Source organism: Histidinibacterium aquaticum, from assembly GCF_008710275.1.
Taxonomy (GTDB): Bacteria; Pseudomonadota; Alphaproteobacteria; order Rhodobacterales; family Rhodobacteraceae; genus Oceanicola; species Oceanicola aquaticus.
This window is the reverse complement of record NZ_VYQE01000007.1, coordinates 47765-66269: the sequence shown is the minus strand read 5'-3', so window position 1 is coordinate 66269 and position 18505 is coordinate 47765. Positions and strand designations below refer to the sequence as shown.

Here is an 18505-nt window from a genome sequence, read left to right as displayed (position 1 = left end):
CCTTTGGTCGTACGCGGGGCGTTCCCCGCCTGTGCAAACGTTCTTATAAGGCAAGTTCGAGGGTTATGGCAGAGAGAAGCATGAGCGTCGTCGCAAAAAAGCCAACCAGCCAGATGAGCGACCGCCAGGGACGCCAGCCGAAGTAGTAGGCCGGCACGTAGAGGACGCGCGCGGCGAGGTAGCTCCAGGCGCAGAGGGCCGTGAACCGGGTGCCGGTCTCGGAGAGCTCGACGACGACCACCGCGAGGGTGAAGAGGATCAGCCCTTCGAAATGATTGTCGAGCGCCCGGAAAAGCCGGCCGGTGCCGGTGCTGACCTGTTCGATCAGCGGTTTTTCCAGCCGCTCCGGGTCGCGGGGCGATGTCGTCTTGCCGGGCCCCAGTTCGAGGTTCGCGGGCACCGACATCAGGACGTACTGCACCACCTGAAGCAGGCCGGCGAGGGCGAGGGCGGTCAGTTCAGGCGTCATGGGCGCTCCTTCTCCCGGCGGGCGGCGTCGAACCAGTCGAGGCAGCGGCGCTCGGCCTCCGCGACGCCGGGCAGGGTGCGGAGGGCCGACATCTCTGCCTCCACCTCAGGCCAGTGCCGCAGGATCGCTCGGTCTTCAACCTCGTTGCGGTTGGCGCGGCGGTGCCACTCGCTCCCGACGCGGTATTTTCCGTTTCCCGTCGTGTTCTCGCCCCGGCCACGCACCCGCTTCATCTCGAAGACATCGGGCGATTTGACGCCGTAGTGGTTGATGCAGGCGTCATCGAGCCGGAGCGCATCGCGCACCGGGAAGAACCGGACGCGGGGGCCGTCGGAGAAGAGCTGGTCGGGCTTGAGGCGATCCCCGGCGGCGTTCACCAGCCGGGGCGTGCCCTCCGGCTCGGCGGGCATATGGGCCCAGGCCGCGCGGAAGGCGTTCGGCCGGAACAGGCACTTGAAGTAGCTCTCGTCGGGTTTCGGAGGGCTCTCCCGGCGCGTGAAGTGGGGCAGGGTCGCGCCGGGCCATCTCGCGTGGCCTCCGTCGCCGAAGTTGCGCCAGCCGATCGCGATGCAATCGGCGTCTCCCGCGCGGTCCAGGAGGTCGTCGACCTGTCCCGTCCCGAGCCTTACGTTGAGAAACTCGTCCGCGTCGATGTGCAGGGACCATTCCGTTCCGCTTTCGCGCAGATGCGCCAGTGCCAACCTGGCGGCGGCGTGCTGGGGTGGAACTCCGGGCGGAACGTCGTTGCGGAGATGCGTGACCGCGCCCGCCTCTGCGAGCCGGTCGAGCAGGTGGTCGGTGCCGTCGCTGCAGTCGTTCGTGCAGAGCACCGCGTGGCGGAGGCCGATCACCCGGTGATAGGCCAGCCACTCGATCACATGCGCGCCCTCGTCGCGGAGCGAAGACATGAGGACGACGTCGCTCATGCGCCCGCACCGGACCGTTGGGCGCGGAGCGTCATGCCGCGTCCTCCTCCTCGAAGTGGTAGGCGACCTCGGACAGCCGGTCGGCGCCGAAGGTGAAGAGCAGTGTCATCTTCTCTTCCATCGCGGTCCAGGCATGGGGGATGCCCGGTGGAACGTAGAGCGTGTCGCCCGGATGGAGGGGGATGCGGTTGTTCTCGAACTCGGCCACACCGCCGCCGGAGACGACGTGGACCGTCTCGTGCACATCATGGTGATGAAGTGCCTCGCGGTCGCCCTCCTCGAAGTAGCAGAGCCCCTGAACGAGGCCGGAGGTGGGGCCGTAGTCTGCGTCGACCAGCAGGCGGTAGCTGACCTTGCCGTGGCGCTGGTCGTCCCAGCGCTGCACATCGGGCGAATTCTCTGGAATATGGACGGGATCCGGGCTCATGGCGCGACCTCCTCCGTGTTCGGGTGGCGGGGTGCCCTTCGGCCTGCGGGCCGTCGGGGCAGCGTTGCCGAAACAACGCCGACCCCGGGGCCCGGAGTTTCACCCCGTCCGGTCCGCCTCACAGATCCATGAGCAAGCGGCGCGGGTCCTCGAGCGCTTCCTTGACCCGGACGAGGAAGGTCACCGCGCCCTTGCCGTCGACGATGCGGTGATCGTAGCTGAGGGCGAGGTACATCATCGGCCGCGCCTCGATCTGGCCCTTCACGACCATCGGTCGCTCCTGGATCTTGTGCATGCCGAGGATACCCGACTGCGGCGGGTTCAGGATCGGCGAGGACATGAGCGAGCCGTAGACGCCGCCGTTGGAGATGGTGAAGCTGCCGCCCTGCATCTCGGCCATGGAGAGCTTGCCGTCACGGCCCTTCTGGCCGAGTGCGTTGATCTCCTTCTCGATGTCCGCGAAGCTCTTCTCGTGGGCGTTGCGGACGACGGGCACGACGAGGCCGTTGGGCGTGCCGACGGCGATGCCCATGTTCACGTAGTTCTTGTAGACCACGTCCGTCCCGTCGATCTCGGCGTTGACGTCCGGCACCTCCATCAGGGCGTGGCAGCAGGCCTTCACGAAGAAGGACATGAAGCCGAGCTTCACGCCGTGTTTCTTCTGGAAGAGGTCCTTGTACTCGTTCCGCAGGTCCATGACGCCGGTCATGTCAACCTCGTTGTAGGTGGTCAGCATGGCGGCGGTGTTCTGCGCCTCCTTCAGGCGGCGGGCGATGGTCTGGCGCAGGCGGGTCATCTTGACCCGCTCCTCGCGGTCGGCGTCCTCGGGCTTCGATGGCGCGCGCGGGGCCTGCTTGGGGGCCTCGGACTGCTTGGGCTCGCTCAGCGCCTTGAGCACGTCTTCCTTCATGATGCGCCCGTCCCGGCCGGTGCCGGTCACCTCGTCGGAGGACAGGCCCTTCTCGGCCATCATCTTCTTCGCCGAGGGCGCATCCTCGGTGTCGCTCTTGCCGCTCTCCTTGCGGGTGGCGCCGTCGGGGGCCTGGTCGGTCGTGGACTCCGGCGTGCCCTTGGCGACCTGCGGGGCGGGGGCGCCCGCGCCGGTGGTCATCGTGGCGAGCTTGCCGCCGGCCTCGACCGTCGAGCCTTCCTCGGCGAGGATCTCGAAGAGCTGGCCGTCCGCGGGGGCGGGCACCTCGACCGAGACCTTGTCGGTCTCGAGCTCGCAGAGCATCTCGTCGGCCTCGAAGGATTCGCCCGGCTTCTTGAACCAGGTGGAGACGGTGGCCTCGGTCACGCTCTCGCCGAGGGTGGGGACCATGACGTCCATCGTCTCGCCGCCCGCGCTCTCCTCGACCTGGGCGTTGCCCTCCTTGGGCGCATCCTCCGTCTCGTCGGCGGGCGCGGCGCCCTTGCGCTCGTGGATATCGGTGGAGGCGCCGGCGTGGCCTTCCTCGGCGATGTTGGCGAGCAGGGCGTCGACGCCGACGGTCTCGCCCTCCTGCGCCACGATCTCGTCGAGCTTGCCGGAGGCGGGCGAGGGCACTTCGACCGTCACCTTGTCGGTCTCGAGTTCGCAGAGCATCTCGTCGGCCGAGACGCTGTCGCCGGGCTTCTTGAACCAGGTCGCCACCGTCGCCTCGGTGACGCTTTCGCCGAGGGTGGGGACGCGGACTTCAACGGACATGGTCGGTTATCCTTCGATCGTGAGCGCTTCGTCGACGAGCGCCTGCTGTTGCTTCTTGTGCTGGGACGCGAGGCCGGTCGCCGGCGAGGCCGAGGCGGGCCGGCCCACGTAGCGCGGGCGCGGGTGGGCGGCGTCGAGACGCGACAGGACCCATTCGATGTTGGGCTCGATGAAGCTCCAGCCGCCCTGGTTCTTGGGCTCTTCCTGGCACCAGATCATCTCTGCCTTCTCGAAGCGCTGCAGCTCCTTCACCGCGGCCTGGGCCGGGAAGGGATAGAACTGCTCGAAGCGCATGATGTAGACGTCGTCGATGCCGCGCGCGTCGCGCTCTTCCAGCAGGTCGTAGTAGACCTTGCCCGAGCACATGACGACGCGCTTGATCTGGTCGTCGGGCTTCAGCTCGGTGTCGGAGTTGCCCTTTTCGGCGTCGTCCCAGAGGACGCGGTGGAAGGAGGAGCCTTCCAGGAACATCTCCTTGGACGAGACCGCGAGCTTGTGGCGCAGAAGCGACTTGGGCGTCATCAGCACCAGCGGCTTGCGGAAGCTGCGGTGCAGCTGGCGGCGCAGGATGTGGAAGTAGTTCGCCGGCGTCGTGCAGTTCGCGACGATCCAGTTATCCTCGGCGCACTGCTGCAGGAACCGCTCGAGCCGGGCCGAGGAGTGCTCGGGGCCCTGGCCCTCGTAGCCGTGGGGCAGGAGCATGACGAGTCCCGACATCCGCAGCCACTTGCGCTCGCCCGACGAGATGAACTGGTCGAACATGATCTGCGCGCCGTTGGCGAAGTCGCCGAACTGCGCCTCCCAGAGCGTGAGCGCGTTGGGCTCGGCGAGGCTGTAGCCGTACTCGAAGCCCAGCACGGCGTATTCCGAGAGCATCGAGTCGATCGCCTCGTAGCGGGCCTGCCCCTCGCGGATGTGGTTGAGCGGGTAATAGCGCTCTTCCGTTTCCTGGTTGATGAGGGCCGAGTGCCGCTGCGAGAAGGTGCCGCGCACGGAGTCCTGGCCGGCCAGCCGGACCGGGTAGCCCTCGGTCAGGAGCGAGCCGAAGGCCATCGCCTCGGCGGTCGCCCAGTCGAAGCCCTCTCCGGTCTCGAACATGGTGGCCTTGGCCTGGAGCAGACGCTCCACCGTGCGGTGGGTCGCGAAGCCCTCGGGCGCCGTGGTCAGCGCGCGGCCGATCTCCTCGAAGGTCTTGGGCTTGATCCAGGTCTTGCCGCGCTGGTACTTACCCTCCTTCATCTTGTCCATGTGGGACCAGCGGCCGTCGAGCCAGTCGGCCTTGTTGGGCTTGTATTCCTTCCCCGCCTCGAACTCGTCGTTGAGGTGGTTCTGGAAGCTGGCCTTCATGTCCTCGATCTCGCCCTCGGGGATGAGACCGTCCTTGACCAGCCGCTCTGTGTAGAGGGTCAGGGTCGTCTTGTGACCCTTGATCTTCTTGTACATCACCGGGTTCGTGAACATGGGCTCGTCGCCCTCGTTGTGGCCGAACCGGCGGTAGCAGATCATGTCGATCACCACGTCCTTGCCGAACTTCTGGCGGAACTCGGTGGCGACCTTGGCGGCGTGGACCACGGCCTCCGGGTCGTCGCCGTTGACGTGGAAGATCGGCGCCTCGACCATCAGCGCGATGTCGGTGGGGTAGGGCGAGGACCGCGAGAAGTGCGGCGCCGTGGTGAAGCCGATCTGGTTGTTCACCACGAGGTGCATCGTCCCGCCCGTGCGGTGTCCGCGTATCGAGGAGAGCTGGAAACACTCCGCCACGACGCCCTGGCCCGCGAAGGCGGCGTCGCCGTGGAGCAGCACCGGGAGAACCGCCGTCCGGTCGCCATCCTTGAGCTGGTCCTGCTTGGCGCGGGCCTTGCCGAGAACGACGGGATTCACCGCCTCGAGGTGCGAGGGGTTCGCGGTCAGCGAGAGGTGGACGGTGTTGCCGTCGAACTCCCGGTCGGAAGAGGCGCCGAGGTGGTATTTGACGTCGCCCGAGCCGTCGACGTCATCGGGTTTGAAGCTGCCGCCCTGGAACTCGTTGAAGATCGCCCGGTAGGGCTTCTGCATCACGTTGGCCAGCACCGAGAGGCGGCCGCGGTGGGGCATGCCGATGACGATCTCCTTGATGCCGAGCGCGCCGCCCCGCTTGATCACCTGCTCCATCGCCGGGATCAGCGCCTCGCCGCCGTCGAGGCCGAAGCGCTTTGTGCCCATGTATTTGACGTGCAGGAACTTCTCGAAGCCCTCGGCCTCGACCAGCTTGTTCAGGATCGCCCGGCGGCCGTTCTGGGTGAAGCTGATCTCCTTGCCGTAGCCCTCGATCCGTTCCTTCAGCCAGGCGGCCTGCTCGGGGTCGGAGATGTGCATGTACTGCAGCGCGAAGGTGCCGCAGTAGGTGCGGCGCACGATCTCGACGATCTGGGTCATCGTCGCGTGTTCGAGGCCCAGCACCTTGTCGATGAAGATCGGCCGGTCCATGTCCTCGGGCTTGAAACCGTAGGACTTCGGGTCGAGCTCCGGGTGCTCGGTCTGATGACGCATGCCGAGCGGGTCGAGGTCGGCCTCCAGGTGGCCGCGAATCCGGTAGGCGCGGATCAGCATCAGCGCGCGGATGCTGTCGAGCACCGCCGAGCGCACCTGTTCCTCGGAGATGGCGACGCCCTGCTCCTCTGCCTTGGCCTTGATCTTGTCGCCCGCCGCCTTCGCGTCCTTGGGGTCGACCGGCCACTGGCCGTCCAGCGCGGCGATCCAGTCGTCGGTGGGCTGCGGCGGCCAGTCGGGGCGCGACCAGGAGGGGCCCTGCGCCTCGGCCCGCGCCTCGTCGGGTCCGTCGCCGAGGGAGGAGAAGAACTCCCGCCAGCTCTCGTCGACCGCGCCGGGATCGTCGGAATATTTCGCGTAGAGCTGTTCGATGTAGTCGGCGTTCTGCCCCTGCAGGAAGGAGGAGGCGTGGAAGACGTCGTTGGGGCTCTGGTCGGTCATGTCGGGTCCTCGGGCAATCTGTGCCGGGTCAGCTCCGCGGTGGAACGTCCAACATGGACGTTGCGATACGGTTTCGATGCCGCGGACACCGAACCGTGAAAGGGGAGAGGGGCCGGGCCGCCATCAGGCCGGCCCCCGCATGAGGGCAAGGGCGAGGATCCCGCCGAGCACGGCGATCAGCACGACGAAGGCGCGGGTGGCCGTAGCCTCCCGCGCCGGCGTTCCGCGCATCTCCGACCCGGGGCGCATCTCAGCCGATCGCCTTGAGGACGGCCTCGCCGAGCGTGGCGGGGCTGTCGGCGACCACGATGCCGGCGGACTTCATGGCCTCGATCTTGTCGTCGGCGCCGCCCTTGCCGCCGGCGACGATGGCGCCTGCGTGGCCCATGCGGCGGCCCGGAGGCGCGGTGCGCCCGGCGATGAAGCCCGCGACGGGCTTCTTGCGGCCGCGCTTCGCCTCGTCCTTGAGGAACTGCGCCGCCTCTTCCTCGGCCGATCCGCCGATCTCGCCGATCATGATGATGCTCTCCGTCTCGTCGTCGGCCAGGAACCACTCGAGCACGTCGATATGCTCGGTCCCCTTGATCGGGTCGCCGCCGATGCCGACGCAGGTCGACTGGCCGAGACCCACATCCGTCGTCTGCTTGACGGCCTCGTAGGTCAAGGTGCCGGAGCGGCTGACCACGCCGACGGTGCCACGCTTGTGAATATGGCCGGGCATGATGCCGATCTTGCAGGCGTCGGGGGTGATGACACCGGGGCAGTTCGGGCCGATCAGCACCGACTTGCTGTCCACCAGCGCGCGCTTGACCTTCATCATGTCGAGCACCGGGATGCCCTCGGTGATGCAGACGATGACCTCCATCTCGGCGTCGATCGCCTCGAGGATGGAGTCGGCGGCGAAGGGCGGCGGAACGTAGATCACCGAGGCGTTGGCCTCGGTCACCTGCTTCGCCTCGTGGACGGAATTGAAGACCGGCAGGTCGAGGTGCGTCTGTCCGCCCTTACCGGGGGTGACGCCGCCGACCATCTTGGTGCCGTAGGCGATGGCCTGTTCGGTGTGAAAGGTCCCCTGCGAGCCGGTGAGGCCCTGGCAGATGACCTTGGTGTTTTCGTCGATCAGAACGGCCATGTCTTTCCTCTGTTTGGGTCGTTGGCGGGGCGCGAAGCCGCGCGCCCGCGTCAGTAGTCGGCGGTGTCGTCGTCCACCAGTTCGTCGAGCGCGCGCACGGCGATCATCGCGCCGCCCATGATCATCAGGGTCCGGCCCAGCGAGCCGAAGAGATTGTCGGGGATGAACCCGGCCAGCGCGTCGCGGGCCTTGTGCGCCGCGCCTTTCACGTCGCGCACGTCGCGCAGGCGCGGGGACTTGCCGCCCGGTTCCGGAAGGCGCAGCGTCTCGGGCTTCAACTGCCGGACCGCGAGGCCCACGCCCACCATGGCGAGGCCCACCAGGATCGGGGCGTACCCCGGATCGTCGTCTCTGAGGTTCATAGCGGTCTCCCCGTTCGGTGGATCAGCCCTTCACCGCCTTCACGATCTTCTCCGCCCCGTCGCTGAGACTGTCGGCGGCGATCACGTTGAGGCCGGAGGAGGCGATGATCTCCTTGCCCTTCTCCACGTTTGTGCCCTCGAGCCGGACAACGAGCGGCACTTCGAGGCCGACCTCCTTGACCGCGGCGATCACGCCTTCGGCGATCACGTCACAACGCATGATGCCGCCGAAGATGTTCACGAGGATACCCTTCACGTTCTTGTCGGACGTGATGATCTTGAAGGCCTCGGTCACCTTCTCCTTCGTCGCGCCGCCGCCCACGTCGAGGAAGTTGGCGGGCTCTGCGCCGTAGAGCTTGATGATGTCCATCGTCGCCATGGCGAGGCCGGCGCCGTTGACCATGCAGCCGATCTCGCCGTCGAGCGCGATGTAGTTGAGGTCGTACTTGGAGGCCTGGAGTTCCTTCGGGTCCTCCTCGGTCTCGTCGCGCAGGCTGGCGACGTCCTGCTGCCGGTAGAGCGCGTTGCTGTCGAAGCCGAGCTTGGCGTCGAGCACCTTGAGGCTGCCCTTGTCCGTGACGATCAGCGGGTTGATCTCCAGCATCTCCATGTCGCGTTCGATGAAGGCCTTGTAGAGGATGCCCATCAGCGAGACGCATTCCTTGACCTGCTTGCCCTCGAGGCCGAGCGCGAAGGCGATCCTGCGGCCGTGGAAGGGCTGGTAGCCCGTGGCGGGGTCGACGGAGAAGCTCAGGATCTTCTCGGGCGCGGAGGCGGCGACCTCCTCGATGTCCATGCCGCCCTCGGTGGAGCAGACGAAGGACACGCGGCTCGTCACCCGGTCCACCAGCAGCGCCAGGTAGAGCTCGGTCTCGATGTCCGAGCCTTCCTCGATGTAGATGCGGTTGACCTGCTTGCCCTCTGGCCCGGTCTGGTGCGTGACCAGGGTACGGCCGAGCATGCGCTTGGCCTCTTCCGCGGCCTCCTCGACCGACTTGGCCAGCCGAACGCCGCCCTTCTCGCCGGCGTCGGATTCCTTGAAGGAGCCCTTGCCGCGCCCGCCGGCGTGGATCTGCGCCTTCACGACCCAGAGCGGTCCGTCCAGCTCGCCGGCAGCGGTCTTGGCCTCTTCGGCCTTGAAGACCGGGCGGCCATCGCTGACCGGGGCGCCGTAGGAGCGCAGGAGCGACTTCGCCTGGTACTCGTGGATGTTCATGGGGCGTCCTTCGTGCTGACCTCGGTTTCCCTCGCTAAAACACAAAACCGACCTGTATCCAAAGGGCTTTCCGCGAGTTCTATCGAAAAAGCGGCATACGTGATCACACGTATTCTGGCTGTGATCACATATTCCGGGGTTTGGTGGAGGTCGTCCCGGGGCTCCACGGATCGCGTGTCATGCGAATCCGCGGGGCGCGGCCTCTCCGAAAAAAGGAAGGGCGGGAGCCTGCCGGTCCCGCCCTGTTCCATTGTCTATTGTCCGCCCCGGCCTCAGGCGAGGGTTTCGTCGATGCCCTTGCAGGCCTCGACGAGCCCCTTCACCGCGTCGACGGATTTGTCGAACATCGATTGCTCGTCCTTCTTGAGCTTGATCTCGACGATCCGCTCGACGCCACCGGAGCCGATGACGGTGGGGACGCCGACATAGAGGCCGTTGAGACCGAAGGAGCCATCGACGTAGGCCGCGCAGGGCAGGACGCGCTTCTGGTCCTTGAGGTAGGCCTCGGCCATCTCGATCGCCGCGGTCGCGGGGGCGTAGAAGGCCGAGCCGGTCTTGAGCAGGCCGACGATCTCGGCGCCGCCGTCACGGGTGCGCTGGACGATGGCGTCGATCCGCTCCTGGGTGGTCCAGCCCATGTCGATCATGTCGGGCAGCGGAATGCCGGCGACGGTGGAGTAGCGGGTGAGCGGCACCATGGTGTCGCCGTGGCCGCCGAGGACGAAGGCCGAGACGTCGCGCATGGAGACCTCGAACTCCTCCGCCAGGAAGTGGCGGAAGCGGGCGGAGTCGAGCACGCCCGCCATGCCGCAGACCTTCTCGCGCGGCAGGCCGGAGAAGACCTGGAGCGCCCAGACCATCGCGTCGAGCGGGTTGGTGATGCAGATGACGAAGGCGTCGGGGGCGTTGGCCTTGATGCCTTCGCCCACGGCTTTCATGACCTTGAGGTTGATGCCCAGCAGGTCGTCGCGGCTCATGCCCGGCTTGCGCGGAACGCCCGCGGTGACGATGCAGACATCGGCGCCGGCGATGTCGGCGTAGTCCTGGGTGCCCTTCAGCGCGACGTCGTACCCGGCGACGGGGCCGCTCTCGGCGAGGTCGAGCGCCTTGCCCTGCGGCGTGCCCTCCGCGATGTCGAAGAGAACGACGTCGCCCAGTTCCTTGATGGCGGCGAGGTGCGCGAGGGTGCCGCCGATCTGTCCGGCGCCGATGAGCGCGATCCTGGGTCTGGCCATAGCTGTCACTGTCCCTGATTGGTTTTCAGTCGGCGAACGGCCTAGTCCCTTGCTGCCGCCCGCGCAAGCGAGCACGGCCCGGCGTGATGGCCGTGAGCGCTATCAGCGTCGCTGGGGCAGGTCCCCCGGGCCTGCCCGGAAGACGTGACGGCTCGGCCGCGCGGGGCAGAGGCAGCACGCCGAGGGCCCGTCATGCGGGCGAATCGGTGTTCGGCAACGGCTCCGCCAGGTGCTCGTAGTCGCGTCCCGAGGCGACGAGACAGGTCGGGCCGCCGGGCCGTGTGACGGTGATGGTCCAGGTCCCGGTCTCCGGCGAGGCGTAGAGTTCGACCACTGCGTTGTTCGCGGCGATGCCGACCGACTGGCGACTTTCGCCCCACCCTTTCGCAAGCCGGTCGACGACGGAGTCGCGGGACGCGCAGGTCTCCGCCGCCGCGGAGGCCCCCAGGCCGCAGAGCAGGAGGGCGAGCGTCAGAAGCTTGGGCATGGCGGGTCCCTTCCGGCGTGGTCGACATTAGACTGACCCGGAACCTCTGAGAAATGATTAACGGCGCGGCACAATCGCGGAGGCATTGCAGATCGGTCCGATCTGTGCGCACCTGAGCAAGAATGTTGCGCGAGGGTTTCATGCAGGCACGCCCCTACCGGTCCGCCCTCTACATCCCGGGATCGAAGCCCCGCGCCCTGGACAAGGCCCGCGGGCTTGAGGCCGACGCCATCCTGTTCGACCTCGAGGACGCCGTCGCGCCGGAGGAGAAGCCGGCGGCCCGCGAGACCCTGGTCGCGGAACTCTCGGCAGGCGGATACGGCAGCCGCGCAAGGATCGTGCGGATCAACGCGCTCGACACCGAGTGGGGCCGGGACGATGCCGTCGCCCTGCGAGATGCCGACTGCGATGCCGTGCTGCTGCCGAAGGTCACCGGACCCGGCGACATCGACAGGCTCGCCAACCTCCTGCCGGGCCGTCCCGTCTGGGCGATGATGGAGACGCCCGCCTGCGTCTTCGCAGCCTTCGAGATCGCACGGCATCCGAGGCTCGAAGGCTTCGTCATGGGCACCAACGACCTCGCCAAGGATCTCGGCGCCCGCGTCGGAGCGGACCGCGCCGAGCTCCAGACCGCCCTGCAGACCTGCCTGCTCGCCGCGCGGGCGGCGGGGATCGTGGCGTTCGACGGGGTCTACAACGCCTTCCGCGACGAGGAGGGCCTGCGGCGCGAATGCGACCAGGGCCGGGCGCTGGGCTTTGACGGGAAGAGCGTGATCCATCCCGCCCAGCTGCCGGTCACCAACCGGGTCTTCTCGCCCTCGGAGGAGGAGATCGACCTCGCCGAACGCCAGATCGCGGCCTACGAGGAGGCGGGACGGCAGGGGCAGGCCGTTGCGGTCGTTGACGGCAGCATCGTGGAGAACCTCCACGTTGCGACCGCCCGAGCGACCCTTGCCAAGGCAGACGCGATCCGCGACATCTCGGACGGGACACGGACGCCCGACGGGAGGGGAGACTGACATGATCTGGCTGATCCTCGGGGTGGCCCTCTGGTGGGCCGCGCACCTCTTCAAGCGGATCGCGCCCGACGCGCGGGCCCGGATGGGGGACAAGCGCAAGGGCGCCGTCGCCGGGGCCCTGCTGCTCTCCATCGTTCTCATGGTGATCGGCTACCGCACTTCCTACGGCGCCTTCTACTGGGGCCGGACGCCCGCGTTGACGGGCATCAACAACCTGCTGATGCTGCTGGCCTTCTACCTCTTCGCCGTGAGCGGATCGAAAACCTGGCTATCGAAGAAGATGCGTCACCCGCAGCTCTCGGCGGTCGTGGTCTTCTGTTTCGCCCACCTGCTCGTGAACGGCGATGTGCCCTCCTTCATCCTCTTCGGCGGGCTGCTGGTCTGGGCGTTGGTGGAGATGGCGGTCATCAACCGGGCCGAGCCCGACTGGCAGCCGCCTGCGCACGAGGTGCCACGGCAGAAGGAGATCACGGCGGTGGTCGTCGCTGTGGTCATCTATATCATTGTCGCGCTGATCCACGGGCTCGTCGGCCCTTGGCCGTTCGGATGATCCCATGAGCACGCTCTACCGCTTCCTCTCGGCCGACGACACGTCGGAGTTCTGCCACAAGGTCTCGGAGGCACTGGCCCGGGGTTGGCGGCTCTACGGCGACCCGACCTATGCCTTCGACCAGGCCAACGGCGTGATGCGCTGCGGGCAGGCGGTGACCAAGGAGGTCGACGCCGAGTACTACCCGGACATGAAACTCGGCCAGCAATGACCAAGACCTCGCCGGGCCGCTTCTTCGAGGACTACCGGCTGGGCGAGACGATCCGCCACGCGGTGCCGCGCACGGTCTCGGGCGGCGAGCGGGCGCTCTACCACGCGCTCTATCCCGCCCGGCACGCGCTTCATTCCTCCGACGCCTTCGCCCGGGCCTGCGGACTGCCGGCGGCGCCGCTCGACGACCTGATCGTCTTCCACACCGTCTTCGGGAAGACGGTGCCCGACATCTCGCTCAACGCGCTCGCCAACCTGGGTTATGCCGAGGCGCGGTTCCTGGCGCCGGTCTGGCCGGGGGACACGCTGACGGCCGAGTCCGAGGTCATCGGCCTCAAGCAGAACTCCAACGGGAAATCCGGCGTGCTCTGGGTGCGCACACGCGGGCTCAACCAGCGGGGCGAGACGGTCCTCAGCTACGTCCGCTGGGTCATGGTCCGCAAGCGGGACGCCACCGCGCCGGCGTCGGAGACCACCATCCCCGAACTCGCGGATGCCGTGCCGGCGGACGACCTCGTGGTGCCGCCGGGCCTCGATTTCTCGGCCTACGACACCGACCTTGCCGGAGAGCCGCACCGCTGGGGCGACTACGAGATCGGTGAGCGGATCGACCACGTCGACGGCGTGACGGTCGAAGAGGCCGAGCACATGATGGCCACCCGGCTCTGGCAGAATACGGCCCGGGTGCATTTCGACGCGACCGCACGCGAAGACGGACGGCGGCTGGTCTACGGCGGCCATGTCATCAGCCTCGCCCGCGCGCTCAGCTTCAACGGGCTGGCCAACGCGCAGGTCGTCGCGGCGATCAATGGTGGGGCCCATGCGAACCCCTGCTTCGCGGGGACGACGGTGCAGGCCTGGTCCGAAGTGCTTGACCGGGCCACCACATCTGCTCCGGGAGTGGGCGCGCTGCGCCTGCGGCTGGTGGCGCAGACCGCGGAGGCCGAGCCGTTCTCCCTCAAGGGCGACGACGGACGCTATCTGCCAGGCGTCCTTCTGGACCTGGACTACTGGGCGCTGTTGCCGTCCTGATCTGCGCGCCAGCGCACGAAGGAAAGATAATTTCGGCAGTTTCGCGCGTCAGCGCAATGACTAGGTTCCCACGCGTCGGGCCGCTGCGCCCCCGGAACTCAAAGGGACCTGAGACATGACCACCACCAGCTATTCCGATACCGGCTCCGCCGCCGGCCTTGCCGATCTTCGCGCCGCCCACTGGCTGCCGCGCCTCGCCGTCGCCGCGACCTTCCTCTACCACGGCGCCATCAAGTTCCCCGGGATGGCCGGGCAGGCCGAGTTCATGGGTCTCCCGCTCGTCGTCTTCGCCCTCGTCGCGCTGGGCGAACTCGCCGCCGGGGCCGGACTGATCCTGGGCGGCGCCCTGCGCACCCGCCTCGGCGATCTCGCGACCCGCGCCTCCGGCGTGGTCGTGGCAGTCATCATGGTCGGGGCCATCGTGCTCGTCCACTGGGGCCAGTGGAGCAACATCCCCTCCGAAAGCCACCCCTTCGGCGGCATGGAGTTCCAGACCCTGCTGCTGGCTTTCGGCCTTTACGCCGCAGGCCGCGGCAACAACATCTGAGCCGCGCCCGCATCAGCGCGCCCGAACGGCCCGGAGACCGCGCTCTCCGGGCCGTTCTTATGTGATCACATGAAATCGGTGTGTGATCACGAAGGCGGGGGAAATGGCCGATTGCGTCACAAAAACGCATCATCTCTGGCCCCGGGAGCGTGACATCTCTACAGAAATCACTAAGACATCCAGTGATATGCCACGGTGCACGCGCGCCGGGACAGATAGCGAAGGACCGCAGTGATGGCCGATGTGAACCGCGGCAACCGCCCGCTCTCCCCCTTCATGATCGGGCAGTACTACCGCCCGCAGATGACCTCGATGACCTCGATCTTCACCCGCATCACCGGCAATGCGCTGGTCGTCGCGGGCCTGCTGATCGCCTGGTGGTTCGTGGCCCTCGCCACGGGCCCCGAGGCCTATGCCCGCGCCAATGGCTTCATCACCTCGTGGTTCGGCGACCTGGTGATGTTCCTCTCCGTCGCGGCCTTCTGGTACCACCTCTTCGCTGGCGTCCGGCACCTGATCTGGGACAACGGGCACATGCTCGGCGTGAAGGAATCCGAGACCTACGGCCTCGCCATGATCGTGGCCTCCGTCATCCTGACGATCTTCACCGCCATCGTGCTCTGAGGGGAAATCCATGGCCTACCTGACCGACCGCAAGCGCGCCGAGGGACTGGGCTCCGCCAAGTCCGGCACCGCCCAGCACATCCGCATGATGGTGACCTCCGTCGCCCTGCTGCCGCTCTGCGTGCTCTTCGTCTTCACCTTCGGCAGCGCCCTCGGCATGGGCTACGAGGAGGCCGCGGTCTACTATACCCGGCCCTTTCCCGCGCTGATCGCGATCCTGACCCTCTCCGTGGGCTGGATCCATTTCCGCCACGGCGCACAGGTCGCGATCGAGGACTACACTCGCGGCATGACGCGCAAGGCGCTCATTCTCGGGACGATCTGCCTGAGCTACCTCGCGCTGGCCGCGAGCGTGCTCGCCATCGTCCGCATCGCCCTCTGACAGGAGCCCCGTATGGCCGCTTACGAATACGAGACGCATGAATACGACGTCGTGGTGGTGGGTGCCGGCGGCTCCGGCCTCCGCGCGACGCTCGGCATGGCCGAGCAGGGCCTGCGCACCGCCTGCATCACCAAGGTCTTCCCGACCCGCTCTCACACCGTCGCCGCGCAGGGCGGCATCGCCGCCTCGCTCTCGAACATGGGCCCCGACCACTGGCAGTGGCACATGTACGACACGGTGAAGGGCTCCGACTGGCTGGGCGACACCGACGCCATGGAATACCTCGCCCGCGAGGCGCCGAAGGCGGTCTACGAACTCGAGCACTACGGCGTTCCGTTCAGCCGGACCGAGCAGGGCAAGATCTACCAGCGTCCCTTCGGCGGCCACACGACCGAGTTCGGCGAGGGTCCGCCGGTGCAGCGCACCTGCGCCGCGGCCGACCGGACCGGTCACGCGATCCTGCACACGCTCTACGGCCAGTCCCTCAAGCAGCAGGCCGAGTTCTACATCGAGTATTTCGCCATCGACCTGCTGATGAGCGAGGACGGCCAGTGCGAGGGCGTACTGGCCTGGAAGCTCGACGACGGCACGCTGCACGTCTTCGCGGCCAAGATGGTCGTGCTCGCCACCGGCGGCTACGGCCGGGCCTATTTCTCGGCGACCTCCGCCCACACCTGTACCGGCGACGGTGGCGGCATGGTCGCCCGCGCGGGCCTGCCGCTTCAAGACATGGAGTTCGTACAGTTCCACCCGACCGGCATCTACGGCGCGGGCTGCCTCATCACCGAGGGCGCGCGCGGGGAGGGGGGCTATCTCACCAACTCCGAGGGCGAGCGGTTCATGGAGCGCTATGCCCCCACCTACAAGGACCTCGCCTCGCGCGACGTGGTGTCGCGCTGCATGACGATAGAGATCCGCGAAGGCCGGGGCGTGGGTGCCGAGGGGGATCACATCCACCTGCACCTCAATCACCTGCCGCCGGAGACTCTGGCAGAGCGCTTGCCCGGCATCTCGGAAAGCGCGCGCATCTTCGCGGGTGTCGACGTGACGAAGGAGCCGATCCCGGTTCTGCCGACTGTGCACTACAACATGGGCGGCATCCCGACGAACTACTGGGGCGAGGTGCTGAACCCGACGAAGGACGATCCCGACGCCATCGCGCCCGGCCTGATGGCCGTGGGCGAGGCCGGCTGCGCCTCGGTCCACGGGGCGAACCGCCTGGGCTCCAACAGCCTGATCGACCTCGTGGTCTTCGGCCGGGCCGCCGCCATCCGCGCGGGCGAGAAGGTCGACCGCGAGAGCGCCGTGCCCACGCCGCGCGCCTCCGAGATCGAAAAGGCGCTCGATCGGTTCGACGGCCTGCGCCACGCCTCGGGCGGCACGCCCACGGCCGAGCTCCGGCTCGAGATGCAGCGGACCATGCAGCAGGACGCGGCCGTCTTCCGCACCGACAAGACCCTCGCCGAGGGCGTCAAGAAGATGGAAGCCGTCGCCGGCAAGATGGACGACATCAAGGTCACGGACCGGACGATGATCTGGAACTCCGACCTGATGGAGACGCTCGAGCTGACGAACCTCATGCCCAACGCGCTCGCAACGGTCGTCGGCGCCGAGGCCCGCAAGGAAAGCCGCGGGGCCCATGCCCACGAGGACTATCCCGACCGCGACGACAAGACCTGGCGCAAGCACTCGCTCGCCTGGGTCGACGGCAAGACGACGAAGCTCGATTACCGCCCGGTCCACCTCGACCCGCTGACCACCCACGACGAGGGCGGCATCGACCTCAAGAAGATCGCGCCCAAAGCGCGGGTCTACTAGGACGGAGCCATGCGGCGGGTCGTCATCCACGCGGGGTTCAGGAAGGCCGGGTCGACCTCGATCCAGTCCATGCTGCGGGCCAATGCCCACCGGCTGGCTCCGATCGAGGTGCACGCCCGCGACGACCTGACCGAGCCCTTCCGCAAGGAGGCGATGACCTACTGCCGGACCGGTGCGCCGCGGAAGCTCCGCAAGGCGCGCGCGGCGGCGGTGGTCATGGCGCGGAACTGCGGCGGCGGGACCGTCGTGATCTCGGACGAGAACCTGGTCGGAAACCGCATCGTCACCGAGCGGGGAGAGACGATCTACGACCTCGCCGCGCTCTTCCTCCCCATGCTGGAAGAGGCCTTCTCCGACGCCGAAGTCAGCTTCGTCCTCTACACCCGCGACCCGGACAAGTGGCTGCGCAGCGCCTACCGGCAAGACGTGGCGAACGGCAACACAGCAGCCGACTTCGAGACCTGGCTCGGCGCGATCCCCGGTGATCTCGACAGCGAGGCGGGCATCGAGCGTCTGCGCGGTGCGCTCAAGTCCGCGATCCGGGTGGTCCGGATGGAGGACGAGGCGAAGGAGGCGCTCGGCGCCACGGTCCTGCGGCTCGCCGGTGTGGCCGAGGAGGAGCTGAACCGGTTCGAACCGGCGGGACGGGAAAATGCCTCCCTGGGGGAGGCGGCGACTGAATTCCTCCGCCAGGTCAATGCCCTGTCGCTCGGCGACAGGCCACGGGCCCAGGTCGCCGAGCTTGTCAGGCGTAACCAGAAGCTCTTCGGAGAGCAGATGTGATGCGCGCGATCGTCCTGCTGTCCTGTCTCCTCGCCGCGGCCTGTACGCCGACCCCTCCGACGCCCGAAGAGGCCGCCGAGCGGTGCGAGGCGCGGGCGCGGGCTGCGCAGGGGCCGACCGGCAACGTCACCGTCGGCGTGAACTCCGACGATGGCCCCTTCACGAACGCCACCATCGGCGTGACGGGCGACTTCCTGGCGGGCCGCGACCCCGTCGAGGTCTATCGTCAGTGCGTCTACAATCTAACCGGCGGTGAACCCTACCGCCCCCCGCGCCTGAGAGGCCAAAGATGATCCGTATTGCCCTGCTGGCGCTTCTCGCGCTGCCCGCCTGCACCCAGCTCTCCGGCACCGTCGACAGGGTGACGGAGGCCGCGGTCGGCAATCCCGCCCGCTCCGTCATCCGCCCGGCGATCGAGCGGCAGACCGGCAACGCAGCCCAGGCCGACCGCATTACCGACTGCGTGATCCAGAACGCCACGCCGGGGGAACTCACCCGCATCGCCGCCGACGCCACCTCGGTCGAAGGACCGGCGCCCGACATCACGCTGCTGATCGCCCAGATCCTGCAGCGTCCCGCGACCTCGCAATGCGCCGCCGCCGCGGCCTGACCGGAAAGGACGAAGACCC

Annotated in this window: 22 protein-coding genes; 11 read left to right on the top strand and 11 right to left on the bottom strand. The window is 67.7% G+C overall.

Annotated elements, in window-relative coordinates; all coding sequences use genetic code 11:
• Positions 1-43: 43 nt before the first annotated feature.
• The 11 genes from F3S47_RS18225 to F3S47_RS18180 all read right to left on the bottom strand — a co-directional run bounded on the left by F3S47_RS18225 (position 44) and on the right by F3S47_RS18180 (position 10911).
• Entirely contained in the window at positions 44-469 is a 426-nt protein-coding gene (locus F3S47_RS18225) for an MAPEG family protein (RefSeq protein ID WP_150446748.1), read from the bottom strand.
• On the bottom strand, positions 466-1395 hold the full coding sequence (locus F3S47_RS18220; protein WP_150446747.1) for a glycosyltransferase family 2 protein: 930 nt from the start codon (positions 1393-1395) through the stop codon (positions 466-468). Before F3S47_RS18220 ends, F3S47_RS18225 begins: the two co-directional genes overlap by 4 nt.
• Before the next feature lie 31 nt (positions 1396-1426).
• Positions 1427-1822 (bottom strand): cupin domain-containing protein, encoded by a 396-nt coding sequence (locus F3S47_RS18215; RefSeq protein WP_150446746.1) that lies wholly within the window; start codon positions 1820-1822, stop codon positions 1427-1429.
• 118 nt (positions 1823-1940) lie between these two features.
• Entirely contained in the window at positions 1941-3509 is a 1569-nt protein-coding gene (odhB, locus tag F3S47_RS18210) for a 2-oxoglutarate dehydrogenase complex dihydrolipoyllysine-residue succinyltransferase (RefSeq protein WP_150446745.1), read from the bottom strand.
• A 6-nt stretch (positions 3510-3515) separates the two neighbouring features.
• The gene (locus tag F3S47_RS18205) at positions 3516-6479 is read right to left on the bottom strand and encodes a 2-oxoglutarate dehydrogenase E1 component (protein WP_150446744.1); all 2964 of its coding nucleotides are present in this window, start codon (positions 6477-6479) and stop codon (positions 3516-3518) included.
• 123 nt (positions 6480-6602) lie between these two features.
• The gene (locus F3S47_RS19665; protein ID WP_263406008.1) at positions 6603-6728 is read right to left on the bottom strand and encodes a hypothetical protein; all 126 of its coding nucleotides are present in this window, start codon (positions 6726-6728) and stop codon (positions 6603-6605) included.
• 1 nt (position 6729) lies between these two features.
• Complete coding sequence (gene sucD / locus F3S47_RS18200) at positions 6730-7611, bottom strand: succinate--CoA ligase subunit alpha (RefSeq protein WP_150446743.1); 882 nt, start codon at positions 7609-7611, stop codon at positions 6730-6732.
• A 50-nt stretch (positions 7612-7661) separates the two neighbouring features.
• Positions 7662-7973 (bottom strand): hypothetical protein, encoded by a 312-nt coding sequence (locus F3S47_RS18195; protein ID WP_223877880.1) that lies wholly within the window; start codon positions 7971-7973, stop codon positions 7662-7664.
• 22 nt (positions 7974-7995) lie between these two features.
• Complete coding sequence (gene sucC / locus F3S47_RS18190; RefSeq protein WP_150446742.1) at positions 7996-9189, bottom strand: ADP-forming succinate--CoA ligase subunit beta; 1194 nt, start codon at positions 9187-9189, stop codon at positions 7996-7998.
• Positions 9190-9461: 272 nt separating this feature from the next.
• Positions 9462-10424: a malate dehydrogenase gene (mdh, locus tag F3S47_RS18185; RefSeq protein WP_150446741.1), complete on the bottom strand. Its 963-nt coding sequence runs from the start codon at positions 10422-10424 to the stop codon at positions 9462-9464.
• Positions 10425-10614: 190 nt separating this feature from the next.
• Positions 10615-10911 carry a hypothetical protein gene (locus F3S47_RS18180; RefSeq protein ID WP_150446740.1) on the bottom strand — a complete coding sequence of 99 codons (297 nt, stop codon included), beginning with the start codon at positions 10909-10911 and terminating at the stop codon, positions 10615-10617.
• A 140-nt stretch (positions 10912-11051) separates the two neighbouring features.
• Between F3S47_RS18180 and F3S47_RS18175 the strand changes: the two genes are divergently transcribed.
• From F3S47_RS18175 to F3S47_RS18125, 11 genes are all read left to right on the top strand, one after another.
• On the top strand, positions 11052-11930 hold the full coding sequence (locus F3S47_RS18175; protein WP_150446739.1) for an HpcH/HpaI aldolase/citrate lyase family protein: 879 nt from the start codon (positions 11052-11054) through the stop codon (positions 11928-11930).
• Between the two features lies 1 nt (position 11931).
• Positions 11932-12480, top strand: a complete 549-nt coding sequence (locus F3S47_RS18170) for an NnrU family protein (protein ID WP_150446738.1) — start codon at positions 11932-11934, stop codon at positions 12478-12480.
• Between the two features lie 4 nt (positions 12481-12484).
• Positions 12485-12691, top strand: coding sequence for a DUF1737 domain-containing protein (locus F3S47_RS18165; protein WP_150446737.1), 207 nt, complete (start codon positions 12485-12487; stop codon positions 12689-12691).
• Complete coding sequence (locus F3S47_RS18160; RefSeq protein ID WP_150446736.1) at positions 12688-13722, top strand: MaoC family dehydratase; 1035 nt, start codon at positions 12688-12690, stop codon at positions 13720-13722. The genes F3S47_RS18165 and F3S47_RS18160 overlap by 4 nt, the downstream gene beginning before the upstream one ends.
• A 115-nt stretch (positions 13723-13837) precedes the next feature.
• The gene (locus F3S47_RS18155; RefSeq protein ID WP_150446735.1) at positions 13838-14269 is read left to right on the top strand and encodes a DoxX family protein; all 432 of its coding nucleotides are present in this window, start codon (positions 13838-13840) and stop codon (positions 14267-14269) included.
• A 234-nt stretch (positions 14270-14503) separates the two neighbouring features.
• The gene (gene sdhC / locus F3S47_RS18150) at positions 14504-14893 is read left to right on the top strand and encodes a succinate dehydrogenase, cytochrome b556 subunit (protein WP_150446734.1); all 390 of its coding nucleotides are present in this window, start codon (positions 14504-14506) and stop codon (positions 14891-14893) included.
• A gap of 10 nt (positions 14894-14903) precedes the next feature.
• Positions 14904-15275: a succinate dehydrogenase, hydrophobic membrane anchor protein gene (locus F3S47_RS18145; protein ID WP_150446733.1), complete on the top strand. Its 372-nt coding sequence runs from the start codon at positions 14904-14906 to the stop codon at positions 15273-15275.
• Between the two features lie 12 nt (positions 15276-15287).
• A complete protein-coding gene (sdhA, locus tag F3S47_RS18140) occupies positions 15288-17093 on the top strand; it encodes a succinate dehydrogenase flavoprotein subunit (protein ID WP_150446732.1) in 1806 nt (601 codons plus the stop codon).
• A 9-nt stretch (positions 17094-17102) separates the two neighbouring features.
• Positions 17103-17876 carry a hypothetical protein gene (locus F3S47_RS18135; RefSeq protein WP_150446731.1) on the top strand — a complete coding sequence of 258 codons (774 nt, stop codon included), beginning with the start codon at positions 17103-17105 and terminating at the stop codon, positions 17874-17876.
• Complete coding sequence (locus tag F3S47_RS18130; protein WP_150446730.1) at positions 17876-18169, top strand: hypothetical protein; 294 nt, start codon at positions 17876-17878, stop codon at positions 18167-18169. Before F3S47_RS18135 ends, F3S47_RS18130 begins: the two co-directional genes overlap by 1 nt.
• The gene (locus F3S47_RS18125) at positions 18166-18486 is read left to right on the top strand and encodes a hypothetical protein (RefSeq protein ID WP_150446729.1); all 321 of its coding nucleotides are present in this window, start codon (positions 18166-18168) and stop codon (positions 18484-18486) included. Before F3S47_RS18130 ends, F3S47_RS18125 begins: the two co-directional genes overlap by 4 nt.
• Positions 18487-18505: the final 19 nt, after the last annotated feature.